Source organism: Ensifer adhaerens (assembly GCF_028993555.1).
In the GTDB taxonomy this organism is placed as follows: Bacteria; Pseudomonadota; Alphaproteobacteria; order Rhizobiales; family Rhizobiaceae; genus Ensifer; species Ensifer adhaerens_I.
The window spans coordinates 529,737-555,452 of record NZ_CP118611.1 but is presented as its reverse complement, the minus strand read 5'-3'; the positions used below and the strand labels follow the sequence as shown (position 1 = coordinate 555,452).

The window sequence follows — 25,716 nt, the reverse complement described above, 5'->3', positions numbered from 1 at the left end:
TATGCGAAGACAGGCGATGCAATGCACGAAACGCATAGTTTCGATTGCCACATTCGTGACACATTGATTTCACTCGTTTTTGTGACACAGGCGGAAAGCGCCAGCGCCACGCTCAGGCCCTAGTGACCCCGGCCAGCGGGATCACCATGCCATTCAACCATATTGACAGGATGCAACCTCGTTGCGAGACCTGATGGGCAACGTCCCCTCGCAATCGGGTCCATGTGCTGATGTTCCTGTCCAAATCCGCAACACCTGAACTGCCCGAGGATGTCATCCTTTCCGTGGAAGACCTCAAGGTCTGCTTTGCCGCCCGCACCCGCGCCGAGCTGCGCGCCGTACGGGGCGTCTCCTTTCGCATAGCGCGCGGCGAGACCGTCGCACTGGTCGGAGAATCGGGGTCCGGCAAATCGGTCACGGCCATGACGATCATGCGGCTAACCGAGTATGACGGCGCAAGCATCACCGGCGGACGTGTGCTGATGCGCTTGAAGGACGGCAAGGTCGCCGATCTTGCGACGCTGTCGGAAAAGCGCGTCGAGGCTCTTCGCGGCGCGGACATCTCGATCGTGTTCCAGGATCCGATGTCGAGCCTGAACCCGGTCTTCACCGTCGGCGACCAGATTGCCGAGGCGGTGATCCATCACCAGGGCAAGACGCCGGAGGAAGCGCGCCAGGTCGCGCTCAACACCCTCAAGCTGGTCCGCGTGCCCGATGCGGAGCGCCGCCTCGACCAATATCCGCATCAGCTTTCCGGCGGCATGCGCCAGCGCGTCATGATCGCGATTGCCCTTGCCTGCCGCCCATCGCTGATGATCCTCGATGAGCCGACGACCGCGCTCGACGTGACCATTCAGGCGCAGATCCTCGACCTGGTCCGTGCCCTGCAACGCGAGATCGGCATGTCGGTGCTGTTCATCACCCACGACATGGGCGTGGTTGCCGAAGTCGCCGACCGGGTCTGCGTCATGCTCAAGGGCGAGATCGTCGAAACGGGCTCGGTCTACGACATCTTCGCCAAGCCGAAGCACGCCTATACGCGCGCCCTGATATCCGCCGTGCCCCGCCTCGGCAGCATGGCCGACAAGGATGCGCCGGAAAAATTCCCGCTGCTGGTGTTTGAACCGGAGCAGCAACTCGCGGAGGCGACAGAATGAACGCGTCTGCCCAGATGACGGACGCCCGGCGCCCTCTCGTCGAGGTGCGAAACCTGGTGACGCGCTTCGACCTCAAGGCGGGGCTGTTCGGCCACGTCTCCGGACGGGTGCATGCGGTGGAAAATGTCTCCTTCGACATCTTTCCGGGCGAAACCCTGGCACTGGTCGGCGAATCCGGTTGCGGCAAATCGACGGTCGCCCGCTCGATCATGCAGCTCGATCGGCCGCGGTCGGGCTCTGTCCGGTTCGACGGAACCGAGCTGATCGGCGCGCCGCGCCCCGTCCTTGCGCGATTTCGCCGCGAAGCCCAGATGGTCTTCCAGGATCCGTTCTCCTCGCTTAACCCGCGCATGACGATCGAGCAGTCGCTGATGGATCCGATGCGGGTTCACAAGCTCGGCTCGACCGAGGCCATGCGTGCCCGCGCCGCCGAACTGCTGGCAAAGGTAGAGCTTTCGCCGGAACACCTTGAGCGCTATCCGCACGCGTTTTCCGGCGGCCAGCGCCAGCGGATCTGTATCGCCCGCGCACTTGCGCTTAATCCGCGCCTCATCGTCGCCGACGAGGCCGTCGCCTCGCTCGATGTGACGATCCAGGCGCAGGTCATCAACCTCCTGATGGACCTGCAGCGCGAGATGAAGATCGCCCTCCTGTTCATCAGCCATGACATGGCCGTAGTCGAGCGCATCGCCCACCGCGTCGCCGTCATGTATCTCGGCGAAATCGTCGAGATCGGCGATCGCCGCTCGGTGTTCGGCAACCCGCAGCACCCCTATACCCGCAAGCTCTTGTCGACCGTTCCGATCGCCGATCCGACGCGCCGCCCGGAAGGACGCCAGCCGATGTCCGACGAAATCCCGAGTGCGGTGCGTGCGCCGGACTTCGTGCCGCGCGAACTGCCGATGCGGCAGATCTCGTCGACCCATTACGTGCGGCAGGTCGCAACCGGCTGACGACAGCCGCAATTCCCCATATCCAGATCAGAGTATCCAACATGAGCACTTTCGAAGTGACGCAATCGGCTGCGAGCGCGGTCGGAACGGCGTCGGCAGACATCGACAACAGCGCAAACGAGGTGAAGACCGAGGGCTTCCTGCGTCCCGCGGCCGCCGAGCAACCGACACCCTATATCGAGGTCGACGAGAGACGGCTTACCCGCAACATCAATGCCATGCAGCAACGCGCCGATGCCGCTGGGGTAACGATGTTTCCGCATGTGAAGACGCACAAGAGCCTCCACATCGCACGCCAGCAACAGGCCGCCGGCGCACGCGGCATCACCGCATCCAAGCCCAGCGAGGCGCTGATCTTCGCCGAAGCCGGGATCCCCTCGATCATACTTGCCTATCCGATCGTCCGTGCCGCATCGCTCGATCGCTTGCTGCCCGTTGTAAAGGCACGGGGCGTAGAGCTGCGCACGATTGCGGCGAGCGAGACGGGGGTCGACGCGCTGTCGGAAGCTGCCATCCGACACGACGTCGAGATCGGCGTGTTCCTCAAGGTCGACGTTGGCCTTGGTCGCGTCGGCATCAAGCCGAGCGATCCGGCAGCACTTGAGTTGTGCGCAAGGGTCGCCGCCGCCAACGGCCTGCGTTTTGCCGGCCTGCTTTCGCACGCCGGCCATGCCTATGCGGCCGCGCAACCACACGCCCTGGCCAAGATCGCCCGCGACGAGGCGACAGACCTCGAGGGCCTCGCCTCCCGGCTCCGCCAACGCGGAATCGCGGTCGACTGCATTTCCGTCGGCGCGACGCCAACCTGCCTCGGTGCGCCGCTGCCCCGGGAGGTCGATTGCATCCGACCCGGCAACTACGTCTTCCTGGACGGCACCGCCCTTAGGCTTGGTATCTGTACCGCCGACGACCTCGCGCTTTGCGTCGTCGCCCGCGTGGTTGCGTCCAACGACACGCACTTCATCATCGACGCCGGTTCGAAATCGATGAGCTCCGATCGCGGCGCACATGGCATGGGCGGCGCAGGGTTCGGCACTGTCGTCAGCGCCGAAGGCGACGACGAAACCAGAATGTGGACGCTCGAACGCTTGTCCGAAGAGCATGGTTTCGTTCCCTTCTCAGGGCATCCCCTGCCGCTCGGCAGCCGCGTGCGCGTGTTCCCCAACCACTCCTGCGCCTCGATCGCCAATTTTGACAGTTTCGTCTTGCGTCGCAGCGATGGTGACGCGCTCCGCCTGCCCTTGGATGCCCGCAGCGGTCAGACCTGACGCGCGTCGCCGGCTCCACCAACCTCAACTCTCTCCCTCGCACGGCCTGCACATCCCAACGGGAACCGTGATCGTTTTGCAGCGTTTCCTGTTCCACCGGTGCTTTCGGACGCTGGACCGCACGAGGGCCCTTCGATCGCACAGATCACAGGTCAGAGCAGAGGGTAGATGACGATATGGGTTTGGTGCAACTCGGCCGGGCTCGCCTTGCGTTGGTGCTTCCACGGCATCGCGAACTCTTGCGCATGACAAAGAACCAGCAGCTCTACGACCTTTTCGAGGCCTATGCGCGCGAGTCGATGACGCTCGACAACCTGTTGCGGGAACTCCCGCGCCGGGAAAAGCAAGTCTCCGAACATCAGCAAGTCTGCCTGGACCTGCAGGCTGAAGTGGTAACGCTGCTGACACGGCTCAAGGAGCCGCTCACGCCGGGAGCATTGTAACATTGTAACATTGCACCGCGACAGCCCCGGACGCGTGGGGCCCAGCGCCTCACGCCTCTAGGCCCAGGCATAGTCTGCCCTTATTTCCCGGTCTTCAGCCGGAATTCGCCCCACGGCCTCCTGATCTCAGCCAAACGAGTTCCTATATTACAGTTCCATCGCCGGCGGTTCGTTCCCCGTGAGCGGAGATGAGACCAAGGCGTATTTACCAATCGAGGAATTCTGGATGACCAAGAGAGCTGTTCTGGCCGGTGGCTGTTTCTGGGGGATGCAAGACCTGATCCGCAGGCTTCCGGGCGTCACGGATACGCGTGTCGGCTACACCGGTGGCGACGTACCCAACGCGACCTACCGCAACCACGGCACCCATGCCGAGGGCATCGAGATCCTCTTCGATCCCGAGAGAACCAGCTACAGGCGGATTCTGGAGATTTTCTTCCAGATTCATGACCCGACGACGAAGAACCGCCAGGGCAATGACATCGGCATGTCCTATCGGTCGGCAATCTATTACGTCGACGACGAGCAGAAGCGTATTGCCGAAGAGACCATCGCGGACGTGGAAGCATCAGGCCTGTGGCCAGGCAAGGTCGTGACCGAAGTGGAGCCAGTGGGAGACTTCTGGGAGGCCGAGCCGGAGCACCAGGATTACCTTGAGCGCTATCCCAACGGCTACACCTGCCATTTCCCGCGCCCGAACTGGGTGCTGCCTCAGCGGTCAGCGGCGGAGTGAGGGATCGTTCGGGCGCGTGAGCCCCGCGTGCATAGCTCGTGGTCGTGGAGATGCCGTACAAAGCTTAGGCCCAACCGGGTAGGATGGGCCCTTGGCCGAGAACAAGGCGCGTGTTGGGCTTAGAGGGAGCAATTGCTCGCGGCGGAGAACCTCGACCACGATCCGGGAGACTGTCTGCAAAGTGCTCACTGGCAGCCGTCGATAGCATAGCGACGACGCTTGGCTTCAACCGACTAGACGGGAAAGACCTTCGCACGGCGGAGCGTCACAAATCCATCGTCGCCGGATTTGACGGTGCGTTCCGGTTCCAGATCGAGTTCCAGATGAACGCCGTCCCGGGTGGCCGCAATCACGCGGCGACCGCCAGGCCTGTCCATGACCCGGCCGATGGTGGCTGCGATGCCGCTCCCCTCCGGCGCCCAGTCGAGATCACCCGGACGGGCATAGAGTTCAGCCTTGCCATCTGCCAAACCCGAAGCATCAATGACCGCGCCATCGGCATAGGCCTTGCCATCACGTACCTCCGCGGCAAGCATGTTGGCATCGCCCAGGAACTTCATGACAAATGCCGACTTGGGGTCGCGGCAAACCGCCTCCGGCGTTCCCTGTTGAACGATGTGGCCATCCTTGAGGATCACGACACGATCGGCAAGGTCGAGAGCCTCTTCCTGGTCGTGGGTGACGAACAGCGTTGTGATGCCGAGGGTTGTGTGGATCTCGCGCAGCCATCGGCGTAGTTCGCGCCGGACGTTGGCATCCAGGGCCCCAAAAGGTTCATCGAGCAGAAGCACTTTCGGATCGACCGCAAGGGCTCGGGCAAGGGCAACGCGCTGGCGCTGCCCTCCGGAAATCTGCGCCGGAAACCGGTCACCCAGTCCTTCGAGGCGTACCAACCGCAGGAGTTCCGCCACCCGCACTTGGATCGCTGCCTTCTCGCGCTTGACCTTCGACACGTCCATGCCGAAGGCAATGTTCTCAGCCACGGTCATGTGCGGAAATAGCGCATAGTGCTGGAACACGAAGCCGACACCTCGGTCACGCACCGGTATGTCGGTCGCATCCTGATCGCCGAAATAGATGTGGCCGCCATCGGCAAATTCGAGGCCGGCGACCATCCGCAGGATCGTCGTCTTGCCGGAACCGGACGGACCGAGCAACGCAACAAGCTCGCCGCTTTCAACCTCCAGGGAGACGTCCTTGACGGCGCGGAAGGTTTGGAAAGTCTTGACGACGTGTTCAAGGCGGATCTTCATGCTGCTTTCTCCGCAGGATTGACTGCCGGACGGACACGGCCCGCCCCGCGGCGCTCCAGCGCCACCTTGGCGATAATGGTGAAGACGGCGATGAGCGCCAGAATGGACGCCGACGCAAAGGCGCCTGCGGCTTGGTAGTCGTGGTAGAGCAACTCGATATGGAGCGGCAGCGTGTTGGTTTGACCGCGGATGTTGCCCGAGACAACCGAAACCGCGCCGAACTCTCCCATCACGCGTGCATTGCAAAGGACGACGCCATAGAGCAGCGCCCATTTGATGTTCGGCAGCGTGACCGAAAAGAAGGTTCGCCAGCCGGATGCCCCGAGCGAGGTCGCGGCCTCTTCGAGGTCCCTGCCCTGGGACTGCATCAGCGGGATGAGTTCGCGCGCCACGAACGGCGCGGTGACGAACATCGACGCGAGAATGATGCCGGGGATCGCGAACAGGATCTTGATGCCGTAGGCATCGAGCGTAGGACCGAACAGGCCCTGCAATCCGTAGACGAAGAGGTAGGCGACGCCCGCAACGATTGGCGAGACCGAGAACGGGATCTCGATGACGACCAGCAGGAAGGCTTTACCGCGGAAGTCGAATTTGGTGATGGCCCATGCCGCGGCAATGCCGAAGGCGGTGTTGACCGGTACGGCGACTAGGGCCGCGAGCACCGTCAGCATGATCGCATGCCGCGTGTCGGAATGAAGGATCGTGTCGCGATAAACCTGCCAGCCCTTGGCAAAGGCTTCGACGCCGATGATCAGGAGCGGCGCGAGGATGAGGACGGCGCCGAGGATGAGGACGATGCCGATCAGCATGCGGCGGAAAAATGGTGCGTCGCCGACCCGCGGCGGGGTACGTCCGGTTCTCATCATTCCCATGCTCAGCCCCTCGCCGTGTAGCGCAGCGCGCGCGCCTGCAGCCAATTTGTGATGCCGAGCATGAGGAAAGCCGCGAGCAACAGCACGGACGCAATCGCAGCGGCCGCCTGATAATCGTACTCTTCCAGCCGAATGAAGATCAGCAGCGCGGTAATTTCCGTCGACATCGGTTGGTTGCCGGCAATGAAGATGATCGCGCCGAACTCGCCGAGGCAGCGGGCGAAGGAGAGCGACACGCCTGCGAGAAGGGCCGGCGTGAGCAGCGGCAGGATGACCTTGCGGAAAATCGCCCAATCCGAGCCGCCAAGCGATTGGGCCGCCTCTTCCAGCGACGGGTCAAGATCTTCCAGGACCGGCTGCACCGTGCGCACGATGAAGGGCAGCGACGTGAAGCACATGGCGATCATGATGCCGAGCGGGGTATAGGCGACCTTGATGCCGAAATCGCTGAGAATGGAGCCGAACACGCCGTTTGTCGTGAAGAGTGCCGTCAGCGAAATGCCGGCGACGGCCGTGGGCAGTGCAAACGGCAGATCGACCATGGCGTCGACGATGCGTCGCCCCGGAAAGCGATAACGCACCAGGACCCAGGCGAGCGCCAGACCGAAAAAGAGATTGAAGAAGGTCGCGGCAAGTGCGGCAAACACGGTGACGCGATAGCTCGCGAGAGCCCGTGATGACGAGACAATCTGCCAGTAATCAATAGGGCCAAGGCTCGCCGCCTTGAACACGAGTGCTGCCAGCGGCAGGACGACGATCAAGCTCACATAGAGCAGCGTCACACCCAGCGACAGGCGTAATCCGGGCAAGACATTGCGTCTCAAGCGGTCATTTCCTTGTCATGTCATGGGGAAACCCGGCGGACGGATCGTCTGCCGGGCTGGCTGAAGGCGAGAGCAGGTAGCGCTTAGCGGCTGCCGTAGAGCTTGTCCAAAACCCCGCCTGAGGAAAAGTGCTCGCTCTGGATCTTGCTCCAGCCGCCAAAGACGTCATCGACGTTGACGAGGCGGATGGCAGGGAACTGATCCTTGAATTCGCCGGCGACCCTCTCGTTGCGGACCCGGTGGCCGAACTCAGCGGCGATGCGCTGCCCCTCCTCGGTGTAGAGGAAATCGAGATAGGTTTTGGCAAGAGCTTCCGTGCCGTGTTTTTCGGCGACCTTGTCGACGACTGCGACCGGAAACTCGGCAAGCAGGCTGACAGACGGGATGACGCTCTCAACCTTGTCGGCGCCATACTGCTTGACGATGCTGCGGGTCTCTGCCTCGAACGTGATCAGAACATCGCCCGTCTCGCGTTCGACAAAAGTGGTCGTGGAGGCACGACCGCCCGTATCGAAAACCGGAACATTGTCGAAAATCTTGGTGATGTAGGCCTCGATCTTCGCCTCGTCGCCCTCATAGGCCTCCTTGGCCCAGGCGTAAGCGGCAAGATAGGTGTAGCGGGCGTTGCCTGACGTCTTCGGATTGGGGAAGACCGCGTGGACATCGTCGCGCGCCAGATCGGCCCAATCCTTGATGTTCTTCGGATTGCCTGCCCGCACCAGGAATGACGGGAAGGAATAGAACGGCGAGGCATTGTTCGGGAAAGCCTTCGCCCAATCCTTGGCGACGAAACCATTCTTGGCCAGGAATTCGATGTCCGTGGTCTGGTTGAAGGTCACGACATCGGCCTCAAGGCCTTCGAGGATCGAGCGCGCCTGCTTGGAGGTGCCCGCATGCGACTGGTCGATCGTCACGCCCGGATGTTGCTTGATGAACGCTTCGTTCTCAGCAACGAAAAGCTCGCGCGAAACGTCGTATGAGGCGTTGAGGAGCTTCGTGGGCTCCTCAGCCAGCGCGGGTGTCACGAAGTGCGCAGCAAGGGCTGCGCCGAGAATGAGGAGGCGTTTCATGCAATTCTCCGGTGTTGTTTTCCCAGAGAACCTACCGGTGGGCGTGGAGAAGCGCGAGGGACCGGGCACTTTGGTTGTGCACCGCCTTAGAAATTCCGTCTAGTTTTCGCCACAATTCGCGGAGTTTTTTGCCCGCAGGTCTTCAATTGGTCTGCCCGGACGCAATCATTGCGCAAGGCACCTGCCCGCCGGCGACAACAGCCGGGTAGGTCCGCGCTACATTCAACAACGCACCTGAAACTCACCCCATCATGCTGCTGCGAAGAACGAAGACATGGCCGCGGGCGGCGCGCACGGAGCGCCAGACGGGGTCTGATTACGCCCCGCCCGTGTCTTGCGTCGCCGTCAGCACGCCTTCCTGCAAACGGTCTCATCGGCGAGAATGGCGGCAGCCTCGTTCAGCAAGACGTCCTTTGCATTCTTGCGGGCATTCTCGATTGCAATGTCAGCGCTCAGGCTACGCTCGTTTGCATTGAGGCCATCATCTCCGCCAGTGTCGTCGCCATCACCTGCGAGAGCGCGCGACTTCCGTCGTTTTTCACGGTCAGCCTGTTCTTTACGGCGTTCGGCTTCATTGAGGGAGACCTCACCTTTCTCGCGCTGCGCTTTCACCTCAGCAATGTCCTTCAGCAGGCGCTGGAAGTCCGGATCGCTCTCGACCCGCGCATCATGGCGGCGTTGCAGTTTCGGCAGCAACGTCGTCACGGTGTCGGCGTGCGCATACTTGGCGGGCTTGATCTGCGCCCACGGCAGGGCATTGTCATAACTGGTCTCGCCGAAGCTTGTCGGGTCGGAAAGTCCCGGCAGGCTGATATCAGGGGTCACGCCGCGCAGCTGCGTCGTGCCGCCGTCGATCCGGAAGAACTGGGCAATCGTCACTTTCAGCTCACCGAGTTCTGGTTTGCTGTTGCGAACCATCTCGTCAAGATTGACGACAGCTTGAACGGTGCCTTTACCGAAACTGGGTTCGCCGATGATCACGCCTCGACCGTAATCCTGGATTGCCGCGGCAAAGATCTCCGAAGCCGAGGCAGAACCGCGATTGATCAGGACGCCCACGGCGCCTGTCCACACGGGCGCCGGAAAATCAGCGCTTCTTACGTCAACCTTGCCGTCACTGCCGCGCTGCTGGACGACCGGACCGTTGCCGATGAACAGGCCGGTCAAATCGATCGCCTCGTCCAGTGAACCGCCGCCATTGTTGCGCACGTCGATAAGAACGCTGTCGATTTTTTCCCGCTTGAGTTCGCCAAGAAGTTTTCGGACATCGCGGCTCGCGCTTCTATAGTCCTTGTCGCCTTTGCGCCGGGCTTCAAAATCCTCGTAAAATGCCGGCAGCGTGATGACGCCGATCTTACGCTCGGCGCCGCCGACTTTCACCGTGAGTACGGTCTTCTGGGCCGCCTGCTTTTCAAGGCTGATCTTGTCGCGCACCAGTGTGACGACGCGATGAGTGGCATCCGCTCCGGCATCTGCCGGCAGGATATCCAAGCGCACGACGGAGCCTTTCTTCCCGCGGATCAACTGCACGACTTCATCCAGCCGCGTGCCAACCACTTCCTTTATCGCTCCGTCCCTGCCCTGACCGACACCGGTAATGCGGTCACCGACCGCAAGCTTGCCGGACAGCTGCGCCGGCCCGCCGGGCACGAGCTCGCGGATCGTCGTGTAATCGTCGCGCTCCTGCAGTACCGCACCGATACCAACGAGCGAAAGCTTCATGGCGATGTTGAAATCGGCCGAAGCGGTCGCGCCGAAGTAATCCGTGTGCGGATCGACGGACGTTGTGTACGCGTTCATGAACGACTGGAAAACGTCATCGCTCTTGTACTTGTAGGCGCGATCGAGAGCGTTCGTGTAGCGCTTGGTGAGCGTTTCGCGAATGGCCGCGTCGGACTTGCCGCCCAGTTTCAATCGCAACCAGTCGCTTTTTACGCGCTTGCGCCAAAGGTCGTTGCTCTCGGCCTCCGACTGCGGCCAAGGCGCCTTGTCGCGCAGTACCGGATAGTTTTCCTGCTTGCTGAAATCGAAATCCTGCTTGAGCAAGTCGCGCGCGTAGGTCATGCGGTCGACAACGCGCTTCCCGTACACGTTGAAGATTTTGAACGGGATCTTCAAATCTTTCTGCTTGATGGCGTCGTCGATCTCGCTGCGGTCAGACATGAACCTGTCGATGTCCGTCTGCAGGAAGAGCACGCGATCCGGATCGAGTGATTTGATGAACCGATCCATGACCTTGGCCGACAAGGCGTCGTCGAGTTCAACCGGCTTGTAGCTGAAACGCGTGAGAAACTTTGCACTCAACTGCGCAGCTTGCGCCTGTTGCTTCAGCGGCTCCAGAACAGGAGGTGGGGCGACTTCAGCATAGGCGGACTGCACGATTGCAAGAAATGCACCAAGGAAGACGTATGATATGCGCATTCAGCGTTGATCCAATTCTTAATGCCGAGTGTCGATGTCAATCTAGGTGAAGCAATTATGGTTTTTTGGCAACCGGCAGGATCATCCGCGGCAGTCCTTGCGACTGAGTAACCGTTCAATAGACGGCGAGGCCGATCCCACCGCTGTTCACGCGTTGCCGTCAGAATGACCTCCACGTCATCAGAAAAACCGCATATGATGGCCGCCCGCCCAAAAGCTTCCCGGAGGATCCTGATGATCCGGCTCGAACCACCGCTACGCATTGCAAGCGAGGCAGATGCGAAGGAGTTGGCTGATCTCGTCAACTTCGCGGGCCAGGGTTTGCCCCTATACATATGGGAGGGGCTTGCAAAGGACGGGCAGGATCCGTGGGACGTTGGCCGCGCCCGACAAATGCAAAGGGTGCGCGAGGGCCAGATTGTCGTCGTGGACTTTGGCGATGGCGCCGTGGCAAGCCTGACCGGTTACCCGATTGGATCGGAGCCCGAGCCAATCGCCGATGATTTCCCTGCCCTGTTCCGACCACTGCAAGAACTGGAAAATCAGGCACTCGACAGCTGGTATGTGAATGTACTGGCCTGCTATCCCGAGTACCGAGGGCAAGGACTTGGCTCGCGGCTGCTCGGTCTCGCAGAAGAGATAGCGCGGGACCAGGCGCTCCGTCGGATGAGCGTCATCGTCGCCGATAACAATGTCGGTGCCAGGCGGCTCTACGAGCGCAGCGGCTACGAGCAAGTGGCAACGCTCGCCTGCGTCAGGGAGGGCTGGAAGGGCGATACGGAAAACTGGGTGCTTCTGATGAAATCGCTTCGTCCATCGGATGGCTGATGAGCCCTCCTGCCCTTAAGGTCCGGAGCTTTCCACACTGCGGTCATGAGATCCAAACGAAGCACCTGGCCAAGACGCCAAAATCGTCGCGCCGCACGTGCTGAACCACAACAGCCGCTTCCCGATTCGCATCGATACGACCGCGACTTCTCCCTCTCGCGCAGTCAATCCTGGGGCCGTCAATCCACTTCCACGGCGCCCGTCTCCCTTGCGGCAGTTCACGTTTTGAAATGAACGGTCACGCAATATGACTTCCTATTCTGGGCCAGTGTGGTCATGTGACGATCAAAATTCGTCTGAGTCCTCCCTCGACGACTAACGGACCAAAGAGCTGACAGTATGGAAAACCCGATCGCATTGAACCGTCTTGCCGAGAACAGCGTCTTTCGCAAAGGAGATGTTTTCGTTCTCTTCGGCGAACTGTTTGGTCGCGGATACGCGACTGGCTTGCTCGACGAAGCCCGGCGGGCTGGAATGGAAATCGTTGGGATCACGGTCGGGCGGCGCGACGAGAACAACGCGCTGCGGCCTCTGGACGCCGAAGAACTCGCCGCCGCCGAAGAGCGGCTTGGCGGCAAGATCATCAACATCCCTCTGATGGCGGGCTTCGATCTCGACGCTCCGGCCGGTGGCCCAACTCCGACCGATCTTCTCGCGGACATGACGCTGGAGAGCTGGCAGGACGACAGGCTTGACTGGAACTACATCAAGCAGTGCCGGGACATCGCCACGACGCGGTTCACGAATGCGCTCACGCAGGTCATGGCCGTTCTCGACGGAATGATCGCCGACGGCCGCAACGTCTTTTTCGCCCACACGATGGCCGGGGGCATCCCGAAGGCGAAGGTCTTCCTGGTTATCGCCAACCGAATCTACAAGGGTCGCGGCGCGCGCCACATGTCGTCGCAAGCCCTGCTCGACAGCGATATGGGCAAGCTCATCCTGCAGAATTTCGACGAGGTCTCCGCAATCACCTTCCAGCATCTCATCGACTTCAGCACGGCGATCCGGGAGCGGATCGAGGCATCGGGCGGTCAGGTTCGCTATACGGCCTACGGCTACCATGGAACGGCTGTCCTGATTGACGGCAGCTACCGTTGGCAGACCTACACCAACTACACGCAAGGCTACGCCAAGATGCGGCTTGAAGGCATCGCGCAGGATGCCTGGACCGCGGGTATCAAGGCGACCGTCTATAACTGCCCCGAAATCCGGACCAATTCGTCCGACGTATTCACCGGCATCGAGCTCCCACTGATACCGCTGCTGCTTGCATTGAAGAAAGAGAACGGCGGCCAGTGGGCAGAGCACCAGTGGCAGGCCTGCCAGCAGCTTCTGGCAGACGGCTTCACGATGAAGGATGTGTTCCAGAAGATTACCGACATGCAGGCCAACGAAGTTATGAGTCCGTTTTACGACTTCTCGGCATGGCCCATGGCGAACAGCCAGGCACAGTCCGACCTGACCATCGGCACGTCCAACGAAATCACGCAGATGCACCGCGACGGCAAGATCATGATCAGCGACCACCTGAGTGCGCTGGTGGTTGAGGCGACGGGCCAGCTCATCTTCGGCGCATCTTCGGAACCGTCGGGCCCCGTCCAGTGGCTCAACCACGATATCGTGGCGCGCCGGCTCAACGCTTCCCACATGCAATGGGAAGCGCCGTCGAGCGCGGAAGGGGAGAGAGACTCTCAGCTCCAGGTGGCCTGAAAGCGGGAGAACGGGTGACGAAAGACGCGGTCCGGCGCGGCGACGTCATTCTCGCCCCCGCACTGCACGCCCCGACAAACCGGATCGACGCGACGGTCTAGGTTCTCGCCTCGGAGGCAAAGCCCATCGACCCTTCTGCAAGTCAGGATCGGGCTTGTTCGCCTCGGCTTCGAGGCGCTTGTCGAGCTGGTCCTGGTCGGGCTTCGTGAAATACAGGTCCGGGGACTTGAGGCCGGCTGCTTCACCGTTTTCGCGCTGGATCATCTGCACCATCAACATGTCGCGTTCCCGCGTGCCGGCGCCGAGTCCGGTGTTCACGGTCGCATCCATACCGGCATTCCAGTGCCGAGGGTCGAACGTCGTCCACTGACCGCGTAGGCGCACGGTGCGCGGCTGATCCTGATGCTTGATGGTCAGCTTCAGGAGGCCCTGGAAAACTCGCTTCAGGCCCTGAGCGAAAGTGCGAACTATCAGCTCGGTCTGGCCGATGCCGGCGGCCTCGATCATCGCCGAGGCCTTGGCGGTCATGTTCTGCAGGGCATCCGGCGCCATACCGCTCGATGCGTCTGAAATGCCGGTGCGGTCGGTCGCCTCCTGATCGAGATAGGACAACATCGCAGAGGACTTGTTAGCGACCATCGGCACGACGTTGTAACCGACGGCGACGCGGACGTCGGTCCCTTGGCTAACCAGGATCGGCTGACCGAATTTCGGATTGAGCACCGCCTCGGGGTTCTCGATCGTGCCTTCCTGGACGATGGGTTGCTGGTTGTTCTGCCAGTACAGGTTTGATGTTGACATTCAAATCCTTCGGCATCAGCGAGGCGACAACCTTCAGGAAGTTCCTGGGGGCGTTTCTCGATCACAGTGTGAATGGCCGCCGCGCCTTTGCTCTCCCAGGCTGCGAGCATGTCCTCGATGAACATCTCTCCTAGCTTGTTGCGCGCGCCTTTCGGACGACCGGGGTTACCGGGCTTGAATTGATGTTCGACGGGAGGGCTGCCCCTTCCCGTTTTCTTCCCGTTGTTTCGGGGTTCGTTGCTCATGTTCAGAAATCCAGATTCAGGACAAAGCAAGCGCATTTGAACGAAGTTTGTAAGAATTCTCTCAAATACGCCTTGTATCAAGGTGGCACACGCTCAAGGCGCTCTGGGCTGGACAGGACCTAGCGGCGCCGGCCGTAGAATCGGAAGCTTCTTTCGGGGGTTGCGATGATCGAAAAGGCATTCCGGATTACGGCGATTGTGGTGGTGATCACTTCGGCCGTCGCACTGATCTGGCTGATTCTGTCGCTCACGTGAGCGCCACTGGGATTGGTTGCCGCGCGTCTGAAATGCCTGAACGAAACCGACGGAGAGCGGGCTTGCGGACTGAACATTACCGGCAGAAATGCCTCGAATGCGGCGCAGAGCACGTTGTCACGGAAGAGTACCATGACAACGCCACATACAACCAAGAGCGCATCACAGTGTCATGTGTACGCTGCCAGACGACGCTGGCGTCAGCTAACTGTGTACGCCTTTCTGCGCATCTCGCCTGACAACGGGCACTCTGGGGCGCCTCGCGGTCAGCCTTCACCTTCTGCAGGTCGATGACGGTCATGCAATCAAAGCCCAGATGAGCCAGGTGACAAACCGGGCGGGTTGGGCGTACCCTTGGATAGTGGGCTGAAAGCGGTATTGCTCGTCCATCAACCAGAGGAGTTTAGGGGTGATGGCTAAAGGTCAGGTTCGAAGCAATAAAGAGACGCGCAAGCCGAAGAAGGATAAGGTCGAGAAAACGGCACCAGCCCTGGGCTCGCAGGTAAAGAATAGCGAGAGCACGCTCAAAAAGAAGTGAGTGTCGCACGCTGTTTCGCAAAACTCTGCCTCCGGGTGACCCTATCTTGGGAGTAGGTTCTATGCCCCAGAGGCAGGCTCCCGACAGGACTTGAACCTGCGGCCTCCAGCTTATGAGGCTAGGCGAGCTACCGGGCTGATCTACTCCGACAAACCCTGAATTTCTACTGAAAGTATAAGTTCTAATACTCACCAAACGTCGTAAGAACGTGGCGTGTACGAAAGTGGATTTCTACCCCTTTCGGATGAGTGGAAAATTGACGCGCTCAGATCCTGATGCGGTCGCGTGTCGGTTGAGAAACAGGAGGAGCAGCCTCAATACGCACCAGAACGATCCGAGAACGACTTGTTTGCCAAAGTTGGACACCTCAACCCAGTAGAATTTAGGGACAGCGACCACCCAGCGCATAGACGGTCGCCGAGTTCGCCCGTTTCATCTCCGGTTTTGGTTGGCGTGGTACAATTCGCTCGTCTGATGCATCCAGTAGGAGTGAAGCTTGAGCCGAAATACCGTCCTCGGAACGATTCTCTGGCTGATCACGGTGCTCACTTAAGCGTCGGTCAGGCTCCGGTCAGTTAGCGCGAGTAAAAGGGCCGCCGCGCGCGCACCTACGGAAGACAGCAGATGCAACGACATAACAAGCTGGTCACATTCACCGCCGTAGGCGATTTCCATATCGGAGGAATCGACTTGCCGCCCGGCAGCTATAGTGGGGTTGCGCGAGCAGTTCAGGTGAAGCGCACAGATGGTAGCTCTGCCTTGACGACGAAGTATGAGCTACGTGTCGGGGACGCGGATTTTGACATCACTGTCTGGGTGAAGACGGGTATCCTGAACGTCGTCTAGGCCACCCTAAGCTGGCAGGTGCCGCATGCATGCGCGATGATAGAGGTACCGCCCCTTGCGCTTCTCGTCTTCGCGCTGGCGGCGGCGTTCGTTTCTCGCTGTGGCGCCCACTTATTCCGAGGGCGGGTCGATCTGGACGAATTTGTCCTTTGGCAAATTGTTCCAATCAGTGAACATCGGTTGGCCAAAACCCGCCTTTTGAGGCGGGTGATTGGCGACGCCCGGTCGCACTTCTGACGTTGGGAAGACGCAACCGGGGTTTCGCGTCGAAAGTCAATTCATTTCGTGAACGAAACGTTACTTGTACCCAAAGCATTCGAAGTCGACCGAGAAATAGATTGGGTAGCAATTGGGTAGCAACGAGACTCTACGGCGACACCAAGACGGTAAAAATAGCTGCATGAAATCAATAAATTGAGGGGATTCATGCCCGGTTGCATGGCCGGACTTCAAATCCGGTTGGGGCAGCGAGCCTGTCCCGGGTGGGTTCGCCCCCTCCGCCAAGGCGACCGTGCGTGGAACGCGAAAATCTCGCCCGTTTTGCTGTGGTTCCAAAGCACGCCATTTCTGCCACAACCATAGCTCTATCGCTCAACGCTCGAGTTGCAAGTACGCGCCTGCATTGGCATTGTTCCGCCTTGAACGAGGAGCGGACAATGCCTAAGGTCGTTGGAATAGGTGGTGTGTTCTTCAAGGCGGCAGACCCGGCCGGCCTCGCAGCGTGGTACGAAAAGCACCTTGGGATCGACGATCTGCACAAGTCCGTGTGGAAGCAAGAAGCGGGCACAACAATTTTTGGGCCCTTCTCTGCAAACACCGACTATTTTGGACGTCCAGAACAGCAGTGGATGATCAACTTCCGCGTCGATGATCTCGATGGGCTCATTACCGAACTCAGAGCGAGCGGGATGGCGGTAGAAACCCGCACCGAGTGGGATTCGGAAGTCGGCCGGTTTGCGCGCATTCACGATCCTGAAGGCAATCCGGTCGAGCTCTGGGAACCGACGACCCCGTAAATGGTGGTGAACGGTTTCCCGACATTCGTGCCACCGACCCCGTGTCGCCATCACATTTGGCTTTGGAACTCCGTGTAAGCCGCGGAGCGGAAATCGAACAGCCCGATCCCCGTCAAGACCGCCGTCGCCGCCTGATTTCGTGCCCGCGCCTGAACGACCTGCTGGCTAGATTTGCATGGCGTTCTACCGCGCCGGGTCAGCGGCAAGGGCGGATCCGCCTTTGGCGCATCCGAACGACGGCCGGTAAATCCGTGGTCTTTGAAGCTAGTGACCGGGCAAGCTCGGCGGCGCGACAAACTGGTAGTATGACCACACCCCGATCAACGCAGCGACCAGCGCAAACCAAATCAACGCCTTTCGCTGCACTCGACTGGCCGGCCTGGCCTCCTTCTTTGGCTTCGGTCGCTCAAACTTGATGATGTTGTCGTCGTCCATCTTGATCCCATCCTAAACAAGCTCACTCGTCCCGCATCCCCATGCATATAGCCGGCACGCCGTGATTGATACGCCCTCAAGCTCGCCTTCTTGACCTAAGCTCCTGAATTGGCGTCAATAAGATATGAGCACAGGCTCACCCTCACCCTGGTTATCAAGACGTGGGAGGCAGCAGCATGGCTTGGCGCTATGAAGTACCGCAGCATTCCAACGCCGCAGATGGGTACGCGGACGACCTGTACGTCGAGAAATTGACCTTGGCTTTTCTGCTTCGCCTATCGGGCCCCGAACGGTGCCGACCGGAACGTCAGATCCGTACCGGCCTGGCCAATTACCAACTGCGTCGGATCACCGAATATCTATGCGCGCATCTTTCGGAAGGCACAAACCTGCGGGAACTGGCGAGCATCGTTGGTCTGTCGCGGCTCTACTTCAGCAGCGGGTTTCGCCAATCCACCGGCATGCCGGTGCATCAATGGCTGATGCAGAAGCGCATTTCGAAGGCGAAGGACTATCTGGTGGCTACTGAATGTCCCGTTGCTCAAATCGCCCTTGTCCTGGGGGTTTCGACCAGATTCATTTTACCAGGGCATTCAACCAGACCGTCGGGATAAGTCCGGCGAAGTGGCGCCGCGCGCGACGCCACTGAAAATCCAAGGCAAATGCTTGTTCTCCTCAAAGGAGCATCGCCATGAATTTCAACACTCAACGACTTGAATTTGCGGGCCATTCCGGCGCGACCCTCGGCGCGCGCCTCGACCTTCCCAACGGTCGCGTGCGGGCCTACGCGATTTTCGCCCACTGCTTCACCTGTTCCAAGGATTTGGCCGCGGTGCGTCACGTCGCGGCTGAACTTGCGCGTGAAGGGATCGCGGTCCTTCGTTTTGATTTTACGGGCTTGGGGTCGAGCGAGGGTGAGTTCGCCTCAACCAATTTCTCCTCCAACATTGCCGACCTGCTTTCGGCTGCAGATTATCTGCGCCGACACTTCGAGGCGCCGTCACTGTTGATCGGCCATTCCCTCGGCGGTGCCGCAGTTCTCGCGGTTGCCGGGCACATTCCCGAGGTCCGCGCGGTGGCGACGATCGGCGCACCCGCCGATGTCGGCCATGTGCTGAAAAACCTCGGGGCCAGCCTCGAGGAGATCGAGGATCGCGGTAGCGCCAAGGTCGATCTTGCCGGACGCAAATTCCTGATCAGAAGACAATTCGTCGAAGACGCCCGCGCGCATCGTATCCTCGATGCCGTCGCAAAGCTGAAGAAGCCCCTTCTCGTTCTTCATGCGCCGTTGGATCAGACGGTCGGTATCGAGAATGCGAGCGATATCTTCCACGCGGCAAAACACCCCAAGAGCTTTGTCTCCCTGGACAAGGCTGACCATCTGCTAACCAATCCTGCCGACGCCGCCTTCGCTGCCCGGATCATTGCCGAATGGCTGGGCCGCTATCTCGTGGCGGACCCGCAACAGGGCACGGGGCCGACGGAACAGGTTCGCGTGATGGAAACGGGGGAAGGCAAATTTCAGAACTTGGTCCAAGCCGGCAGCCACCGCCTTTTTGCCGACGAGCCACAAAGCGCGGGCGGGCTGAATTCCGGTCCATCGCCTTATGACTTTCTCGCGATCGGGCTCGCTGCGTGCACTTCGATGACGCTGCGCCTTTACGCCGACCACAAGAAACTGGCGCTGGGGCGCATCAAGGTGGAAGTCTCGCATTCCAAGGTTCACGCAAGAGATTGCGAAGAATGCGCTGCATCCGAACGCGCCGAAAGCGGAAAGATCGACCGATTCGAGCGGGTCATATCAGTCGCCAGCGAGGTTTCGGACGAACTTCGCGCCAAGATCTCCGAAATTGCCGACAAGTGCCCAGTTCATCGAACACTGGAAGGGATAGCCACGATAAAGACGGCCGTGAGATAACCCCAAATCTCACACATCGCACCGGTCCCGAACGCGCACGCTAGGCTTTGCGCGGGCGATCCGCTGCTTGAATTGCGTCTCGCCGTTCCGGCAGGTTCCTGCAACCGGCCATCGATGGCAGGGCGGTCTTGCATGCCCGACTTGGAGAGCCCCGGAGCGCATGGCGGCTCTCGGCCCACGTGCGGCAATCACGCCAGGCATGCTCACCGTCTTGCATCAGAGGTCGATCGGTTGAGGGCGAAATCAGCGGCGATCTAAACTATCGTAGCCCGGGTGGCGAAACTCGTCCGGAAAAGTGCGTCATGCGCGACGGTGTCGGGATCGAAGCAGCAGTCACGGACGATGTAGACTTTGTAGTCTGCATCGCTTGACCACCCGACGCTGGAGAAGAGGACTCCGCTGCTTGCTATCCCGGCCATGACCAACGTCTTGATGCCTTTCGCCTGCAGGTCCTCGTGCAAGGTGGTGCCATGAAATACGTTGGCGCGCGGACATGCGTATCGCCAGTCGCTTTCGGCTACATCAAGCCCATTGACGGGCGCAGGGTCACGAAAGAACCCTGTCTTCATGATGTTGCTGATCAACATGTTGTTGTCACTGGGCGTATCATAGTCGATCGCGAAGTTCGCGAAGATCGTCGGGTTCCCCGTTTCACGCCACCGCCCAATCAGTAAATTGGTGCGGTCGAGCAGATCCGTTGGAATTTCGTTTGCAAGGATCGAAAAGACGTCGGCCTGATAATGCATGACCAACAAAGCCGCATCGGCGACGTCCAAATCATCCATATACGACACAGCAGCCCTCCCGCTCGCTTCGACATAACCAGTTGGCCGAACGCGCAAATCATCGAACAGCCCTCGCCTCATTCAAAGTCGACACGGCGGATCGTGTCAATCGCGGCAACGGGCGATCAGGTTGGTGCTGCAGAATTCGACGACAGGTCGGTCCGCAGCAAGACGAGCATGGTTGGGCGGCAGCGTACGTCCTCCCCAGCAGGCTGCGCCAGCGACCGGCCATTATCGATGATGTCGGCTCCCGGCGCGATCGGCTCTTCCATGCTCCAAGCGCCCCCGAGGCGATCTTGGAGCCTGAAGACGACGAGATGCCTTGCTAGTGCTTCAGGATCTGGCTGAGGAACAGTTTCGTCCGCTCGTGCCGCGGATTGGTAAAGAACTCGTCCGGGTTTGCTTCCTCGACGATCTGCCCGGAGTTCATGAAGATCACACGGTCGGCAACCGCCCGGGCAAACCCCATCTCGTGCGTGACGCAGACCATCGTCATGCCGTCCTTCGCCAGGCTCGTCATGGTTTCCAGAACCTCCGACACCATCTCCGGGTCGAGGGCGGATGTCGGCTCGTCAAACAGCATCACTGCCGGCTGCATGCAGAGCGAGCGCGCGATCGCGACGCGCTGCTGTTGTCCACCTGAAAGCTGGACGGGGAACTTGTTGGCCTGTTCCGGAATTCGTACCCGCTCCAGGAAATTGAGCGCTCTTGCCCGCGCCTCCGCTTCCGGGACGCCATTGATCCACATTGGCCCGACCATGCAGTTCATCAGCACGGTCATGTGCGGAAACAGGTTGAAATGCTGGAACACCATTCCAACATTGCGCCGCACGTCTGAGACATTGCGCATCTTGGTATGCAGGTTGATGCCGTTGACAACGATCTCACCTTCCTGGTGTGCCTCCAGGCGATTGAAGCAACGGATCAACGTGGATTTTCCGGAGCCGGACGGGCCGCATATGACGATGCGCTCGCCTTTGCGAACCGTCAGGTTGATATCCGTCAGCACCTGGAAGGCGCCGTACCATTTGGAAACGTTTCTGACGTCGATGATGGTCTCGGCATTCATCTGACTTTGCTCCTGGCATAGTGACGTTCAATGCGGGACTGGATCAACTCGAGAGCGATGGACATGGTCCAGTAGAGCATCGCGGCGGAGATGAGCATTTCCATGTGCTGGAATGTCTTCTGGCCAAGTGTGCGGGCGAGAAACATCAGTTCCCAGACACCAATGACGGAGACCAGCGAGCTGTCTTTCAGCATGGAGATGAACTGGTTGCCGGTCGGCGGGATGATGACCGGCAGCGCCTGTGGCAGAATGACCTTGCGCATCGTCAGCCCGAAGCCGAAGCCGATGGAGCGCGATGCCTCCCACTGGCCGCGGTCGATGCTCTGGATGCCGGAGCGGAAGATCTCCGTCATGTATGCCCGTAGCAGAGCGAAAGCGCCAGGATGCCGGCCGGCACCGCGTCGATGATGAAGCCTAGCTGCGGCAGGCCGAGATAGATCAGATAGACCTGCATCAAGAGCGGCAGGCCGCGAAAGAAGGACGTGTAGAAGCTGGCAATCGCATAGGCAAAGCCGTTGCTCGATAGCTTGGCCACGGCGCCGAGGATGGCGATCGCCGAGGCAATCACGATCGAGATCGCCGAAACGTAGACCGTCGTCACCAACCCTTGCGTGATGAGGAACGGCAACTTCTCCTCGATAAAGGGCAGGCTGAGGTTGAAGGTCTGGAAGAAGGCGAGGAACAGCGCGAGCAACTCGAGCCAGACGACGGCGATCTGGACCCTGAGGCTCGCAAAACCGATCAGGACAATGTTGAGGCAGAACAGCACTGCCACCACGAACGCGGTCGCAAAGCGGCCGTAGAACCCGCTTTCGAGCGGCTCGCCGATCACCGGCCGCATCAGTTCGCCCATCGTCGTTCCGGTCAGGCCGAAGGCCGTGAAGGCAATGAGGACGGTGGCGAAAATACTGGCCACGAACCACGGCTTGTGGACGAGTATTTCGGACTCAACTGTATCCGGATAAAGCATCTTTGGTCCCTTTGGACAACGTGCGGTCCGGTCTCCCGGACCGCCAGATATGGGTGCCTTACTTCACGATGGTGTAGTCGACGCCGTACCACTTCTCGGAAAGCTTGCTCAGCGTGCCGTCGCTCTGCATTGCCTTGATCGCTTCGGCGATCTTGTCGCTCAGTTCCTGGTCGCCATGTTCGATGGCGACTGCCAGCGGCTCGTAGAAGACAGGTTCGCCAACCTGCTTGATCGGATAGCCGGCCTTGATCGCATCGCGGATGCTCGGCTGCGACGACACAACCGCATCGAGGCGGACACCGTCGCCGAGGCGCAGATCATCAAACGCGGTCGTCGAGTTGGCGTAGGATTTCACCTCCTTCGGCTTGAACGTGTATTCGAAGGCAGGCGCGCCAGCGGCATCGAGCGTCAGATCCTGTTTGGCATAGGCTTCGAAGGTGGACGTCGCCGTCGCACCGACAACCTTGCCGTCCAGATCGATCAGGCCGACGACAGGGCTATCCTTGTGCACGGCCACGGCGGCCGGCGTGTAGTAGTAGACGGCCGGGAAATCGAAGACCTTGGCGCGCTCCTTGGTCGGCGTCATCGAGCCGACATGCATGTCCCAGCGACCCTGCCAGTTGCCGGCGGTGATGATGTCCCAACCCGGAGTGACAAACTCGACGCCGACACCCAATCGCTTGGCGAGTTCCTTGGCGACGTCGACATCAAAGCCGTCCATCTCGTTCTTCTCGTTCATGAAGGATTGCGGCGCCCAATTGGCGTCGGTCGCTACCTTCAGCGTCTTTGCATCGAGCACGTGGTCGAGCACGGCACCGGCGTGAGCGGGAAGGGTCGCGAGCGACAGGGCAAGCGATGCCGCCGCGGTGAGTTTTGCGAATGTGTTCATGCTGTCGTTCCCTTTGTCGTTCTGGTTTTGACAGGATCCTCTTCCTGCCATCGGGTTGATCTTGAGTTCTGAGCCCGCCTTCCGTCTTCCGGCGATACGAGGTAGCGCGGCGCTGCCCTTTCCTAGAAACCGTGGAAGTCAGCGCTCTCCTTTCTCAGCCATCTCGTCGCGGACGCTACGCGCCACACGGAAGGCTTCGACGCCCGCGGGAATGCCGCAATAGATCGCGATCTGGACGAGTGCTGCGCGAAGCTCGTCATCCGTCAAACCGTTGCGGATCGCCCCGCGGAAATGGATGCCGAATTCGTGCATGCGGTTGAGCGCTGCAAGCATTCCGAGGTTCAGCAGGCTGCGGCTCTTCAGATCGAGGGCCTCGTCCGTCCAGGCGGTCCCCCAGCAATACTCGTTCAACAGATCCTGGAAGGGACGCGAGAAGGCATCGCTGTTGCCGACTGCGCGATCGACATAGTCGTCGCCGAGCACCTGGCGCCTGATAGTTTCTCCCCTTGCCCGCAGTTCCTCATCCATCAACCGTCTCCCCCTGGCTCATAAACTCGCCCATCAGCGTTGCCACGACGTCGGGCGCCTCGATGAGGATGGAGTGGCGCAGGCCCGGCAGGATGCGAAGCTCGGACCCGGGAATGCGCTCGTGCATGTAGCGCGCCATGCGCGGATTGGAGCCGGCATCGTCTTCGCCGGTAGCGATCAGGGTCGGGCAGCGGATCTGGTCGAGAAAGCCGCCGAAATCCGTTTCCGCCAACACACGATAGGCGGCCGCGTAGCAATCGGGATCGTTTTCGGCGTCCCGCGCCCTGAGCCGTTGGATTACCTCCGGGTTGTTCTCCTGGAACTCTTCCGTCAGCCAGCGCGACAGCGAGGCATTGTGATGATCGGCAGGCGTGCCGGCCCTGAGGGCCGCGAGGCGGTCGAGAACCCGCTCACGCTCGGCCGGCGTGCGACCGGCAACCGTCGACAAGAGCGCCAGCCTGCGCAGACGACCCAGATGGGTCAGAGCGAGACGCTGGGCGATCAGGCCGCCCAGCGAAAAGCCCGCGAGATGGAAGGTCGGAAATCCCGCCGCGTCGGCGAGGCCCAGCGTCTCGTTGACGAAGTCATCGATCTCGTAGCGGCCCTTGACTCGGCTGGAGCGGCCATGACCGCGAAGGTCGAATGTCAGGATCGTGAACCGATCCTTCAGGCGTTCGACCACGCCCGACCATGCCTCGAGATACGAGCCGACGCCGTGGATGCAGACGAGCGGTTCGCCTTCCCCTTCGATGCGATAGTTGAGCGTCACCTCTCCAATGGTATGGTGCTGAGCCCCTGCCATCGTCAGCCACCCACCGCAACGCGCTTCTGTTCCTTCTCTCGCGCTGCAAAGAAGGGCATGATTTCCCTGATGAACAATTCCAGCGTCCGCTTCTGCAGTTCGAACGGCAGATTGAAGGTCAGGCCCAGGCAGTACTGGTCTACGCCGGCGGCCTCATAGACCAGCAGCTTCTCGATCGCTTCGTCCGGCGTGCCGAACATCAGGTTCTTGCGGATGTTTTCCGGATTGTAGTTGTCTTTGCCCTTGACCGCTTCATAGGGCACTGCCTCGGGGAACCCCTCGCGCACGGTCCCGATATTCTGCATGAGGTTTTCGAAGGCGCGGCCGTAGTCCATGCTGTGCTTGACGGCGCGCTCCCAGCCATCCGGCCGGTCGTAGACGCAGGTGCGACGCTGCATCATGAAGCGCGGACGCCGTACTTCAGGATGATCGGCAACCGCCTTGCGAAACTTCTCGGCGAGCACGTGGATCTCGACCTCCGGAGCGGAGAGCGGTGTCGACAGGATGCTGGCGCCGTTCGCGATCGCCCAGTCGAAGGTTCCGGGATCGCGCGCCGCCACCCAGATCGGCGGGTGAGGCTGCTGCAGCGGCTTCGGCACGGCCGCCGTGATCGGGAAGTTCCAGTATTGCCCCTCATGGGCATAGTCACCGGACCAGAGCTTCTTCACGGCCGGCACGATTTCCTTCATGTAGGCCACGCCCTCCTGCTGAGGCATGCCGCCTGCCATGCGATCGAACTCGTACTGGTAGGAGCCGCGTGCAATGCCGAACTCCAGGCGCCCGTTGGTCAGGTGATCGCAGAGCGCCGACTCTCCGGCGAGCCTGATCGGGTTCCAATAGGGTGCAACCAGGGTAGAGGTGCCGAGCCGGATGCGATCCGTGTGCTGAGCAAGCCAGACCAGCGTCTGGAACGGATTGGGAGAGATCGTGCATTCCAGCGTGTGATGTTCGGCGGTCCACAGCGTTTCGAAGCCGCCTTCGTCGGCAAGCCGCGCAAGGTGCAGCAGGTTGTTCTTCACCTGCTCCATCGGAATATCGGGGGAGAAGCGTTCCATCGTGAGGGAAACTGCGAACTTCATGT

The 25,716-nt window shown here is 60.4% G+C and carries 22 protein-coding genes, 1 tRNA gene and 3 pseudogenes; 12 read left to right on the top strand and 14 right to left on the bottom strand.

Translation table 11 applies throughout. The annotated features are described in order from the left end of the window. Nucleotides 1-230: 230 nt before the first annotated feature. The 5 genes from PWG15_RS22945 (at nucleotide 231) to msrA (ending at nucleotide 4,554) form a co-directional block, all read left to right on the top strand. Entirely contained in the window at nucleotides 231-1,157 is a 927-nt protein-coding gene (locus PWG15_RS22945; RefSeq protein ID WP_275026318.1) for an ABC transporter ATP-binding protein, read from the top strand. Beyond that, complete coding sequence (locus tag PWG15_RS22940) at nucleotides 1,154-2,110, top strand: ABC transporter ATP-binding protein (protein WP_275026316.1); 957 nt, start codon at nucleotides 1,154-1,156, stop codon at nucleotides 2,108-2,110. Before PWG15_RS22945 ends, PWG15_RS22940 begins: the two co-directional genes overlap by 4 nt. A gap of 41 nt (nucleotides 2,111-2,151) precedes the next feature. Then, nucleotides 2,152-3,378 carry an alanine racemase gene (locus PWG15_RS22935; RefSeq protein ID WP_275026314.1) on the top strand — a complete coding sequence of 409 codons (1,227 nt, stop codon included), beginning with the start codon at nucleotides 2,152-2,154 and terminating at the stop codon, nucleotides 3,376-3,378. A gap of 245 nt (nucleotides 3,379-3,623) precedes the next feature. Next, nucleotides 3,624-3,821 carry a hypothetical protein gene (locus PWG15_RS22930; RefSeq protein WP_275026313.1) on the top strand — a complete coding sequence of 66 codons (198 nt, stop codon included), beginning with the start codon at nucleotides 3,624-3,626 and terminating at the stop codon, nucleotides 3,819-3,821. 226 nt (nucleotides 3,822-4,047) lie between these two features. Further along, nucleotides 4,048-4,554: a peptide-methionine (S)-S-oxide reductase MsrA gene (gene msrA / locus PWG15_RS22925; RefSeq protein ID WP_275026312.1), complete on the top strand. Its 507-nt coding sequence runs from the start codon at nucleotides 4,048-4,050 to the stop codon at nucleotides 4,552-4,554. A 233-nt stretch (nucleotides 4,555-4,787) separates the two neighbouring features. Here msrA and PWG15_RS22920 read toward each other — a convergent pair whose 3' ends face one another. From PWG15_RS22920 to PWG15_RS22900, 5 genes and pseudogenes are all read right to left on the bottom strand, one after another. Beyond that, on the bottom strand, nucleotides 4,788-5,807 hold the full coding sequence (locus PWG15_RS22920) for a sulfate/molybdate ABC transporter ATP-binding protein (protein WP_275026311.1): 1,020 nt from the start codon (nucleotides 5,805-5,807) through the stop codon (nucleotides 4,788-4,790). Next, nucleotides 5,804-6,682: a sulfate ABC transporter permease subunit CysW gene (gene cysW / locus PWG15_RS22915; protein WP_275026310.1), complete on the bottom strand. Its 879-nt coding sequence runs from the start codon at nucleotides 6,680-6,682 to the stop codon at nucleotides 5,804-5,806. The genes PWG15_RS22920 and cysW overlap by 4 nt, the downstream gene beginning before the upstream one ends. 2 nt (nucleotides 6,683-6,684) lie before the next feature. Then, entirely contained in the window at nucleotides 6,685-7,506 is an 822-nt protein-coding gene (cysT, locus tag PWG15_RS22910) for a sulfate ABC transporter permease subunit CysT (RefSeq protein ID WP_275026309.1), read from the bottom strand. An 83-nt stretch (nucleotides 7,507-7,589) separates the two neighbouring features. Next, a complete protein-coding gene (gene cysP, locus PWG15_RS22905; RefSeq protein ID WP_275026308.1) occupies nucleotides 7,590-8,576 on the bottom strand; it encodes a thiosulfate ABC transporter substrate-binding protein CysP in 987 nt (328 codons plus the stop codon). Between the two features lie 316 nt (nucleotides 8,577-8,892). Next, a pseudogene (locus PWG15_RS22900) lies at nucleotides 8,893-10,997 on the bottom strand (carboxy terminal-processing peptidase). Between the two features lie 234 nt (nucleotides 10,998-11,231). Here PWG15_RS22900 and PWG15_RS22895 point away from each other — a divergent pair. Next, nucleotides 11,232-11,825 (top strand): GNAT family N-acetyltransferase, encoded by a 594-nt coding sequence (locus tag PWG15_RS22895; RefSeq protein ID WP_275026305.1) that lies wholly within the window; start codon nucleotides 11,232-11,234, stop codon nucleotides 11,823-11,825. A gap of 339 nt (nucleotides 11,826-12,164) precedes the next feature. Further along, a complete protein-coding gene (locus PWG15_RS22890; protein ID WP_275026304.1) occupies nucleotides 12,165-13,538 on the top strand; it encodes an enoyl ACP reductase FabMG family protein in 1,374 nt (457 codons plus the stop codon). Nucleotides 13,539-13,670: 132 nt separating this feature from the next. Here the strand turns inward: PWG15_RS22890 and PWG15_RS22885 are convergent. Next, nucleotides 13,671-14,327 (bottom strand): annotated as a pseudogene (locus PWG15_RS22885) (portal protein); the annotation flags it as partial. 924 nt (nucleotides 14,328-15,251) lie between these two features. Between PWG15_RS22885 and PWG15_RS22880 the strand changes: the two are divergent. The 3 genes from PWG15_RS22880 to PWG15_RS22870 all read left to right on the top strand — a co-directional run bounded on the left by PWG15_RS22880 (nucleotide 15,252) and on the right by PWG15_RS22870 (nucleotide 17,239). Then, entirely contained in the window at nucleotides 15,252-15,377 is a 126-nt protein-coding gene (locus tag PWG15_RS22880) for a hypothetical protein (RefSeq protein WP_275026302.1), read from the top strand. 1,266 nt (nucleotides 15,378-16,643) lie between these two features. Further along, nucleotides 16,644-16,726 (top strand) — tRNA-Sec (locus PWG15_RS22875). Between the two features lie 153 nt (nucleotides 16,727-16,879). Then, nucleotides 16,880-17,239, top strand: coding sequence for a VOC family protein (locus tag PWG15_RS22870; protein WP_275026301.1), 360 nt, complete (start codon nucleotides 16,880-16,882; stop codon nucleotides 17,237-17,239). Between the two features lie 264 nt (nucleotides 17,240-17,503). Here the strand turns inward: PWG15_RS22870 and PWG15_RS22865 are convergent, their stop codons facing one another. Then, nucleotides 17,504-17,674, bottom strand: a complete 171-nt coding sequence (locus PWG15_RS22865) for a hypothetical protein (RefSeq protein ID WP_275026300.1) — start codon at nucleotides 17,672-17,674, stop codon at nucleotides 17,504-17,506. A gap of 176 nt (nucleotides 17,675-17,850) precedes the next feature. On the opposite strand from PWG15_RS22865, the gene PWG15_RS22860 reads away from it, so the two are divergent. Then, nucleotides 17,851-18,288: a helix-turn-helix domain-containing protein gene (locus PWG15_RS22860; RefSeq protein WP_275026299.1), complete on the top strand. Its 438-nt coding sequence runs from the start codon at nucleotides 17,851-17,853 to the stop codon at nucleotides 18,286-18,288. Between the two features lie 77 nt (nucleotides 18,289-18,365). Further along, nucleotides 18,366-19,592: a bifunctional alpha/beta hydrolase/OsmC family protein gene (locus PWG15_RS22855; RefSeq protein ID WP_275026297.1), complete on the top strand. Its 1,227-nt coding sequence runs from the start codon at nucleotides 18,366-18,368 to the stop codon at nucleotides 19,590-19,592. 254 nt (nucleotides 19,593-19,846) lie between these two features. Here the strand turns inward: PWG15_RS22855 and PWG15_RS22850 are convergent, their stop codons facing one another. From PWG15_RS22850 to PWG15_RS22820, 7 genes and pseudogenes are all read right to left on the bottom strand, one after another. Beyond that, on the bottom strand, nucleotides 19,847-20,377 hold the full coding sequence (locus PWG15_RS22850; protein ID WP_275027168.1) for an isochorismatase family protein: 531 nt from the start codon (nucleotides 20,375-20,377) through the stop codon (nucleotides 19,847-19,849). A gap of 325 nt (nucleotides 20,378-20,702) precedes the next feature. Next, nucleotides 20,703-21,446, bottom strand: coding sequence for an amino acid ABC transporter ATP-binding protein (locus tag PWG15_RS22845; RefSeq protein ID WP_275026295.1), 744 nt, complete (start codon nucleotides 21,444-21,446; stop codon nucleotides 20,703-20,705). Continuing rightward, nucleotides 21,443-22,416: pseudogene (locus PWG15_RS22840) on the bottom strand (amino acid ABC transporter permease). The gene PWG15_RS22845 and the pseudogene PWG15_RS22840 overlap by 4 nt, the downstream one beginning before the upstream one ends. 58 nt (nucleotides 22,417-22,474) lie before the next feature. Beyond that, the gene (locus PWG15_RS22835; protein WP_275026294.1) at nucleotides 22,475-23,305 is read right to left on the bottom strand and encodes a transporter substrate-binding domain-containing protein; all 831 of its coding nucleotides are present in this window, start codon (nucleotides 23,303-23,305) and stop codon (nucleotides 22,475-22,477) included. Between the two features lie 138 nt (nucleotides 23,306-23,443). After that, nucleotides 23,444-23,833: a carboxymuconolactone decarboxylase family protein gene (locus tag PWG15_RS22830; protein WP_275026292.1), complete on the bottom strand. Its 390-nt coding sequence runs from the start codon at nucleotides 23,831-23,833 to the stop codon at nucleotides 23,444-23,446. Next, nucleotides 23,826-24,635, bottom strand: a complete 810-nt coding sequence (locus PWG15_RS22825; protein ID WP_275026291.1) for an alpha/beta fold hydrolase — start codon at nucleotides 24,633-24,635, stop codon at nucleotides 23,826-23,828. The genes PWG15_RS22830 and PWG15_RS22825 overlap by 8 nt, the downstream gene beginning before the upstream one ends. Before the next feature lie 2 nt (nucleotides 24,636-24,637). Beyond that, nucleotides 24,638-25,714: an LLM class flavin-dependent oxidoreductase gene (locus PWG15_RS22820; protein WP_275026290.1), complete on the bottom strand. Its 1,077-nt coding sequence runs from the start codon at nucleotides 25,712-25,714 to the stop codon at nucleotides 24,638-24,640. Between the last annotated feature and the right edge of the window lie 2 nt (nucleotides 25,715-25,716).

Bases quoted from the DNA above. Each gene is read 5' to 3' on its own strand.
- PWG15_RS22890 (WP_275026304.1), top strand. From the start codon at position 12,165: ATGGAAAACCCGATCGCATTGAACCGTCTTGCCGAGAACAGCGTCTTT.
- PWG15_RS22845 (WP_275026295.1), bottom strand. From the start codon at position 21,446: ATGAATGCCGAGACCATCATCGACGTCAGAAACGTTTCCAAATGGTAC.
- cysP (WP_275026308.1), bottom strand. From the start codon at position 8,576: ATGAAACGCCTCCTCATTCTCGGCGCAGCCCTTGCTGCGCACTTCGTG.
- PWG15_RS22830 (WP_275026292.1), bottom strand. From the start codon at position 23,833: ATGGATGAGGAACTGCGGGCAAGGGGAGAAACTATCAGGCGCCAGGTG.
- PWG15_RS22945 (WP_275026318.1), top strand. From the start codon at position 231: ATGTTCCTGTCCAAATCCGCAACACCTGAACTGCCCGAGGATGTCATC.
- PWG15_RS22870 (WP_275026301.1), top strand. From the start codon at position 16,880: ATGCCTAAGGTCGTTGGAATAGGTGGTGTGTTCTTCAAGGCGGCAGAC.
- msrA (WP_275026312.1), top strand. From the start codon at position 4,048: ATGACCAAGAGAGCTGTTCTGGCCGGTGGCTGTTTCTGGGGGATGCAA.
- PWG15_RS22895 (WP_275026305.1), top strand. From the start codon at position 11,232: ATGATCCGGCTCGAACCACCGCTACGCATTGCAAGCGAGGCAGATGCG.
- PWG15_RS22860 (WP_275026299.1), top strand. From the start codon at position 17,851: ATGGCTTGGCGCTATGAAGTACCGCAGCATTCCAACGCCGCAGATGGG.
- cysW (WP_275026310.1), bottom strand. From the start codon at position 6,682: ATGGGAATGATGAGAACCGGACGTACCCCGCCGCGGGTCGGCGACGCA.
- PWG15_RS22835 (WP_275026294.1), bottom strand. From the start codon at position 23,305: ATGAACACATTCGCAAAACTCACCGCGGCGGCATCGCTTGCCCTGTCG.
- PWG15_RS22920 (WP_275026311.1), bottom strand. From the start codon at position 5,807: ATGAAGATCCGCCTTGAACACGTCGTCAAGACTTTCCAAACCTTCCGC.
- PWG15_RS22935 (WP_275026314.1), top strand. From the start codon at position 2,152: ATGAGCACTTTCGAAGTGACGCAATCGGCTGCGAGCGCGGTCGGAACG.
- PWG15_RS22820 (WP_275026290.1), bottom strand. From the start codon at position 25,714: ATGAAGTTCGCAGTTTCCCTCACGATGGAACGCTTCTCCCCCGATATT.
- PWG15_RS22865 (WP_275026300.1), bottom strand. From the start codon at position 17,674: ATGGACGACGACAACATCATCAAGTTTGAGCGACCGAAGCCAAAGAAG.
- PWG15_RS22850 (WP_275027168.1), bottom strand. From the start codon at position 20,377: ATGGATGATTTGGACGTCGCCGATGCGGCTTTGTTGGTCATGCATTAT.
- PWG15_RS22880 (WP_275026302.1), top strand. From the start codon at position 15,252: ATGGCTAAAGGTCAGGTTCGAAGCAATAAAGAGACGCGCAAGCCGAAG.
- PWG15_RS22825 (WP_275026291.1), bottom strand. From the start codon at position 24,635: ATGGCAGGGGCTCAGCACCATACCATTGGAGAGGTGACGCTCAACTAT.
- PWG15_RS22855 (WP_275026297.1), top strand. From the start codon at position 18,366: ATGAATTTCAACACTCAACGACTTGAATTTGCGGGCCATTCCGGCGCG.
- PWG15_RS22940 (WP_275026316.1), top strand. From the start codon at position 1,154: ATGAACGCGTCTGCCCAGATGACGGACGCCCGGCGCCCTCTCGTCGAG.
- PWG15_RS22930 (WP_275026313.1), top strand. From the start codon at position 3,624: ATGACAAAGAACCAGCAGCTCTACGACCTTTTCGAGGCCTATGCGCGC.